3 protein-coding genes and 1 pseudogene are annotated in these 6,028 nt (G+C 70.6%); 3 read left to right on the forward strand and 1 reads right to left on the reverse strand.

What is annotated here, in order from left to right; genetic code table 11:
- Positions 1-1,504, reverse strand: a pseudogene (locus tag PKA16_RS15530) (phosphoribosylformylglycinamidine synthase); the annotation flags it as partial.
- 25 nt (positions 1,505-1,529) lie between these two features.
- Between PKA16_RS15530 and map the strand changes: the two are divergent.
- From map to PKA16_RS15545, 3 genes are all read left to right on the forward strand, one after another.
- Positions 1,530-2,351 (forward strand): type I methionyl aminopeptidase, encoded by an 822-nt coding sequence (map, locus tag PKA16_RS15535; RefSeq protein WP_324404551.1) that lies wholly within the window; start codon positions 1,530-1,532, stop codon positions 2,349-2,351.
- A gap of 21 nt (positions 2,352-2,372) precedes the next feature.
- Positions 2,373-5,030, forward strand: coding sequence for a [protein-PII] uridylyltransferase (locus PKA16_RS15540; protein ID WP_324404553.1), 2,658 nt, complete (start codon positions 2,373-2,375; stop codon positions 5,028-5,030).
- Between the two features lie 96 nt (positions 5,031-5,126).
- Entirely contained in the window at positions 5,127-5,972 is an 846-nt protein-coding gene (locus tag PKA16_RS15545) for an amino acid ABC transporter substrate-binding protein (RefSeq protein WP_324404555.1), read from the forward strand.
- Positions 5,973-6,028 lie beyond the last annotated feature (56 nt).

Here is a 6,028-nt window from a genome sequence, read left to right on the forward strand (position 1 = left end):
CGCCGCCCATGCCGATGCGCATGCCCGGGCCGCCGAGCTGGATCAGCAGGCTGCCGGCGGGAAACGCGATCTTCGTCGTCAGGCGCGCGTCGATGCTGCCCAGGCCGCCGGCGATCATGATCGGCTTGTGATAGCCGCGCAGCACCTCGTGCCCCGGCGCGCCGACGGCCAGCTCGTACTCGCGGAAGTAGCCCAGCAGGTTGGGCCGGCCGAACTCGTTGTTGAAGGCCGCCCCGCCCAGCGGCCCCTCGGTCATGATCTGCAGGGGACTCGCCAGGTGCGCCGGCCGGCCGTGCGGGCCGTCCCACAGTCGGCTCACGGTGAAGCCCGTGAGCCCCGCCTTGGGCAGCGCCCCGCGCCCGGTCGCACCCTCGTCGCGGATTTCGCCGCCGGCGCCGGTGCTGGCGCCGGGGAACGGGCTGATCGCGGTCGGGTGGTTGTGGGTTTCGACCTTCATCAACACGTGGCGCAGGGCCGCTTCCTGGCCGTAGCCGAAGGCGCCACCGGCCGGCTCCGGCCGGGCCTGGAAGGCCTCGACCATGCCGCCTTCCATCACCGCGGCGTTGTCGCTGTAGGCGATCACGGTGTGCTGTGGGCTCTGCCGGTGCGTGTGGCGGATCATGGCAAACAGGCTGTCCTCCTGCGCCACGCCGTCGATCACGAAGCGCGCGTTGAAGATCTTGTGCCGGCAGTGCTCGCTGTTGGCCTGGGCGAACATCATGAGCTCGACGTCGGTCGGGTTGCGTCCGAGCCGGCTGAAGGCCTGCACCAGGTAGTCGATCTCGTCGTCCGCCAGCGCCAGGCCCCAGTCGCGGTTGGCGGCCTCCAGCGCCGCGCGGCCCTGCCCCAGCACATCGACGTGCGCCAGCGGCTCGGGCGCGAGCGCATCGAACAGCGCCGCCGCCTCGGTACGCGCATCGAGAACGCATTCGGTCATGCGGTCGTGTAGCAGACCGGCGAGCGCGGCGCGCTGCGCGCCGGAAAGGCGCCGGCTGCCCAGCAGCCCCGGCTTGAGGGCCAGGTGGAACTCGACCACGCGCTCGATGCGACGCACCGCGATGCCGCAGTTGCGCGCGATGTCGGTCGCCTTGCTGGCCCAGGGCGAGACCGTGCCCAGGCGCGGCGCGACGACGATCACGCTGGCCTCGTCCGGCAGTTCGGGCGCCGCCTCGCCCTGGGCCAGCAGCGCGCCCAGGCGCTCCAGCAGCGCCGCATCGGGCGCGGCGTCGAACGCCGCCAGGTGCACGAAGCGCGCCGCCACCGCGTTCACGGCGGGCTCGCGCTCCTGCAGGCGTGCCAGCAGGCCGCGGGCGCGAAACGCGGGAAGGGCGTTGCCGCCGGGAAAGAAATGGATGAGCTGGGTCACGGTGGCTGCGCAGGCAAGCGAGTGGCGCGCCGGGCGCCGGAAGGCGGCGCCGCGACCTCTGGGCACGGCGGGGCGCGGGAACGCCCGGATTCTATCGACGCCGTCCCACCGCAGCGCGTGCGTGGCCAGCGCCATCATCCCATGGATGGGATAATTTCAATCCATGAGCATCACCATCAAGGACGAGGCCGGGGTTGCCGGCATGCGCGTCGCCTGTCGCCTGGCGGCCGAAGTACTGGATTTCCTGACCCCGCACATCCAGCCCGGCATCACCACCCTCGAGATCGATCGCCTGGCCGCCGACTGCATGGCGCGCCAGGGCACGCGCTCGGCCACGATCGGCTACCAGCCGCCTGGCTATCCGCCCTACCCCGGCCACCTCTGCACCTCGGTCAACCATGTGGTCTGCCACGGCATACCGGGCGACAAGGTGCTGAAAAAGGGCGACATTGTCAACGTCGACGTCACCGTCATCACGCCGGAGGGCTGGTATGGGGACACCAGCCGCATGTTCGAGGTGGGCGACTGTTCGATCGCGGCACGCCGCCTGTGCCAGCTCACCTACGATTCGATGTGGCTGGGCATCGAACAGGTGCGCGCCGGCGCCCACCTGGGCGACATCGGCCACGCCATCCAGACCTTCGTCGAGGGCCACGGCCTGTCGGTGGTGCGCGAATTCTGCGGCCACGGCATCGGGCAGAACTTCCACGAGGAGCCCCAGGTGCTGCACTACGGCCAGGCAGGCACTGGCGTCGAACTGGAGCCGGGCATGATCTTCACGATCGAGCCCATGGTCAACATCGGCCGGCGCGAGATCAAGGAAATGCCCGACGGCTGGACCATCGTCACCAAGGACCGCTCGCTGTCGGCCCAGTGGGAACACACCATCCTGGTCACGCCCGGCGGCTACGAGGTGCTGACGCTGTCGGAAGGCAGTCCGGCGGTGCCGGACTTCGTGCAAGGCATGGCGCACACGCCCGCCTGAGGCAGCACCGTCGGCCGAGCCATGCCGCGCGGCCACGCGACGCCAGCCGCCGCGGTCTACGACACCGGGCCGGGCGACTACCGCGCACGCAAGGCGCATTTGCTGCAGGGCCTGCACGGGGTCACGCTGTCCGGGCGACGCGTGCACACGGCTCTGGGCGAGCTGGCGCGCCTGACCGACCGCACGCTGCGCGCGCTCTGGCTCGAGGCCGGCTTCGATGGCCGCTGTGCGCTGCTCGCGGTCGGCGGCTACGGGCGCCGCGAGCTGTTCCCCCACTCCGACGTCGACGTGCTGCTGCTGCTGGCGGAGGGCAGCGATCCGGCACGCGACGCGCCGCTGCGCGCGCACATCGAATGCTTCATCGGGCGGTGCTGGGACGTCGGCCTGGAAATCGGCTCCAGCGTGCGCACGCTCGGCGAATGCCTGGACCTGGCCGATGCCGACGTCACCGTGCAGACCGCGCTGCTCGAGGCGCGCCATCTCGCCGGCAGCCGCCGCCTGTTCGGCGCCTTCCAGCAGGGCTTCGGCATGCGCCTGGACGCGCTGGATTTCTTCATCGCCAAGCGGCTGGAGCTGCGCCAGCGCCACCAGAAGTACCAGGACACGCCCTACGCGCTCGAGCCCAACTGCAAGGAGTCCCCGGGCGGCCTGCGCGACCTGCAGCTGATCATCTGGGTCGCGCGCGCCGCCGGCATCGGCACGCGCTGGCAGGACCTGCAGGAGGCCGGGCTGATCACCCCGCTGGAGCGCCACCAGCTCGAACGCAATCACGCGCTGCTGGCGCGCGTACGCATGCGCCTGCACCTGGTCGCGGGGCGCCGCGAGGACCGCCTGGTGTTCGAGCTGCAGAACGCGGTCGCCGAATCGTTCGGGCTGCGCCACCGCATGGCGTCGGACGGACGCGTCGCGCTGCGCGCCAGCGAATTGCTGATGCGCCGCTACTACTGGGCCGCCAAGGCCGTGACGCAGCTCAGCCAGATCCTGCTGCAGGTGCTGGAAGAGCGCCTGCGCGCAGCACGCGGCGAGCCCGCGCCAGTGCCGCAGCGCATCGACACGCACTTCCTCGACCGCGCCGGCTTCATCGAGGTGGCCGACGACGAGCTCTACCAGCGCCGGCCGCAGGCCATCCTCGAGACCTTCCTGCTGCGGGCGCGCCGACCCGGCAGCCTGGGATTGTCGGCGCGCACGCTGCGCGCGCTCTACAACGCACGCGCCGTGATGGACCGGCGCTTTCGCGCCGATCCGGTGAACCACCAGAATTTCCTGGCCATCCTGCACCAACCCCAGGGCATCACGCGCGCGTTCCGGCTGATGAACCAGACCTCGGTGCTGGGACGCTACCTGTGGGTGTTCCGGCGCATCGTCGGGCAGATGCAGCACGACCTGTTCCACGTCTACACGGTGGACCAGCACATCCTGATGGTGCTGCGCAACATGCGGCGCTTCTTCATCCCCGAGCACGCACACGAATACCCATTCTGCTCGCAGCTCGCGGCCGGCTGGGACAAGCCCTGGCTGCTCTACATCGCAGCGCTGTTCCATGACATCGCCAAGGGGCGCGGTGGCGACCACTCGGAGCTGGGAGCACTGGAGGTGCGCCGCTTCGGCCGCCAGCACGGCCTGCCACCCGCCGACATCGAGCTCACCGAGTTCCTGGTGCGCGAGCACCTGGCGATGAGCCGCGTGGCCCAGACCCAGGACCTGAGCGATCCCGCCGTGATCGAGGCCTTCGCCCGCCGTGTCGGCACCGAGCGACGCCTGACGGCCCTCTACCTGCTCACGGTGGCCGACGTGCGCGGCACCAGCCCGAAGGTCTGGAACGCCTGGAAGGGCAAGCTGCTGGAAGACCTGTACCGCCTGACGGCGCGCGTGCTGGGCGGCAGCGCCCCGGACGCCGACGCGGTGGTGCAGGCGCGCCAGCGCCGGGCGCGCGCGGCACTCGCGGCCGATCCAGCGCTCGAGGCCGGGCGCGAGCGCTTCTGGGCGACGCTGGACGCCGGCTACTTCATGCGCCACGACGCCGACGAGATCGCCTGGCATACGCGCGAGATCGCCGCGCACCCGGCCAGCAGCGACCGCGCCCTGGTGCGCACGCGCCGCTCGCCGGCCGGCGAGGGCCTGCAGGTGCTGGTGCATGCGCCCGACCAGGCCGAGCTGTTCGCGCGCATCTGCGGCTGGTTCGACCGCAGCAGCCTTTCCATCCTCGACGCCCGCATCCACACCACGCGCACCGGCTGGGCGCTGGACACCTTCCAGGTCATCAGCACCCTGCTGCCTGGCGAGGAGCACGACGCCAGCGCCCAGGTCGAGGCCGAGCTGGCCCGCGCCATCGACCAGCGCGAGCCGCTGGCGCCGCCGCGCCTGGGGCGCGCCTCGCCGCGCGTGCGCAGCTTCCCGGTCGCGCCGCACGTCGAGCTGCGTCCCGATGAAAAGGGACAGCGCTGGCTGCTGGCGGTCTCGGCCAGCGACCGCCCCGGCCTGCTCTACAGCATCGCGCGCGTGCTGGCGGCGCACGCCATCAGCGTCGAGCTGGCCAAGATCAGCACCCTGGGCGAGCGCGTCGAGGACACCTTCCTGTTGCAGGGCGAGCAGCTCCAGCACGCGCGCACCCAGCTCGCGATCGAGCACGAACTGCTGCAGGCGCTCGACCCCGGGCAGTCCATGGGCGGAACACGCTAACATATCAGGTTGGCCACGATGCAGCGACAAGCCACGAGCCCTCGTGGCTGCGCGGCGCGGAGCTGCCCTTTCCCAACCCTCACCTTCCGCATCCACATGTCCATCCTGACCCGACCGACCCGCCGCCTGTTGCTCGCCCTCACCGCATCCACCGCCCTGCTGGCGGCCTGCGGCAAGACCGAGGCGCCCGCACCCAGCGCCGCCGCGCCGGCCGAGCCCGCGGCTGCTCCCGCGCCGGCACCGGCCGCCCTGCCCAGCAAGATCGTGATCGGGCTGGACGACAACTTCCCGCCGATGGGCTTTCGCGACGACAAGAACGAGCTGGTCGGTTTCGACATCGACCTGGCACGCGAGGCCGGCAAGCGCCTGGGCATCGAGGTCGAGTTCAAGCCGATCGACTGGAACGCCAAGGAAGCCGAGCTGTCCGGCAAGCGTGTCGACGTGCTGTGGAACGGCCTGACGATCACCGAGGAGCGCAAGAAGAACATCGCCTTCACCGCGCCCTACATGGAGAACCACCAGATCATCGTCGTCCGGGGCGATTCGCCGATCAAGACCAAGGCCGACATGGCCGGCAAGGTGGTCGGCGTGCAGGATGGCAGCAGCGCCGTCGACGCCATCGAGAAGGACGAGGCCACCGCCAAGAGCTTCAAGGAGCTGAAGAAGTACGGCGACAACGTCACGGCCCTGCTCGACCTGACTACCGGCCGCGTCGACGCCGTGGTGCTGGACGAGGTGGTGGGCCGCTACTACACCGCCAAGAAGCCGGGCGAATACGCCGTGCTGGACGACAACTTCGGCACCGAGGAATATGGCGTCGGCCTGCGTCAGGAAGACACCGAGCTGCACGCGCGCATCGACCAGGCGCTGGCCGAGATGAAGCAGGACGGCAGCGGCGAGAAGATCTCCGAGCAGTGGTTCGGCAAGAACATCTTGAAATGAGACACCCCCGTGGCTCCACTCGCTGCGCGATGTTGCGCCTCCCCCCTCAAGGGGGC

The sequence above is a fragment of the Ottowia sp. genome (assembly GCF_035325765.1).
Classification (GTDB): domain Bacteria; phylum Pseudomonadota; class Gammaproteobacteria; order Burkholderiales; family Burkholderiaceae_C; genus Ottowia.

Coding starts and splice junctions, on each gene's coding strand:
- PKA16_RS15545 (WP_324404555.1), top strand. CDS start 5,127: ATGTCCATCCTGACCCGACCGACCCGCCGCCTGTTGCTCGCCCTCACC.
- map (WP_324404551.1), top strand. CDS start 1,530: ATGAGCATCACCATCAAGGACGAGGCCGGGGTTGCCGGCATGCGCGTC.
- PKA16_RS15540 (WP_324404553.1), top strand. CDS start 2,373: ATGCCGCGCGGCCACGCGACGCCAGCCGCCGCGGTCTACGACACCGGG.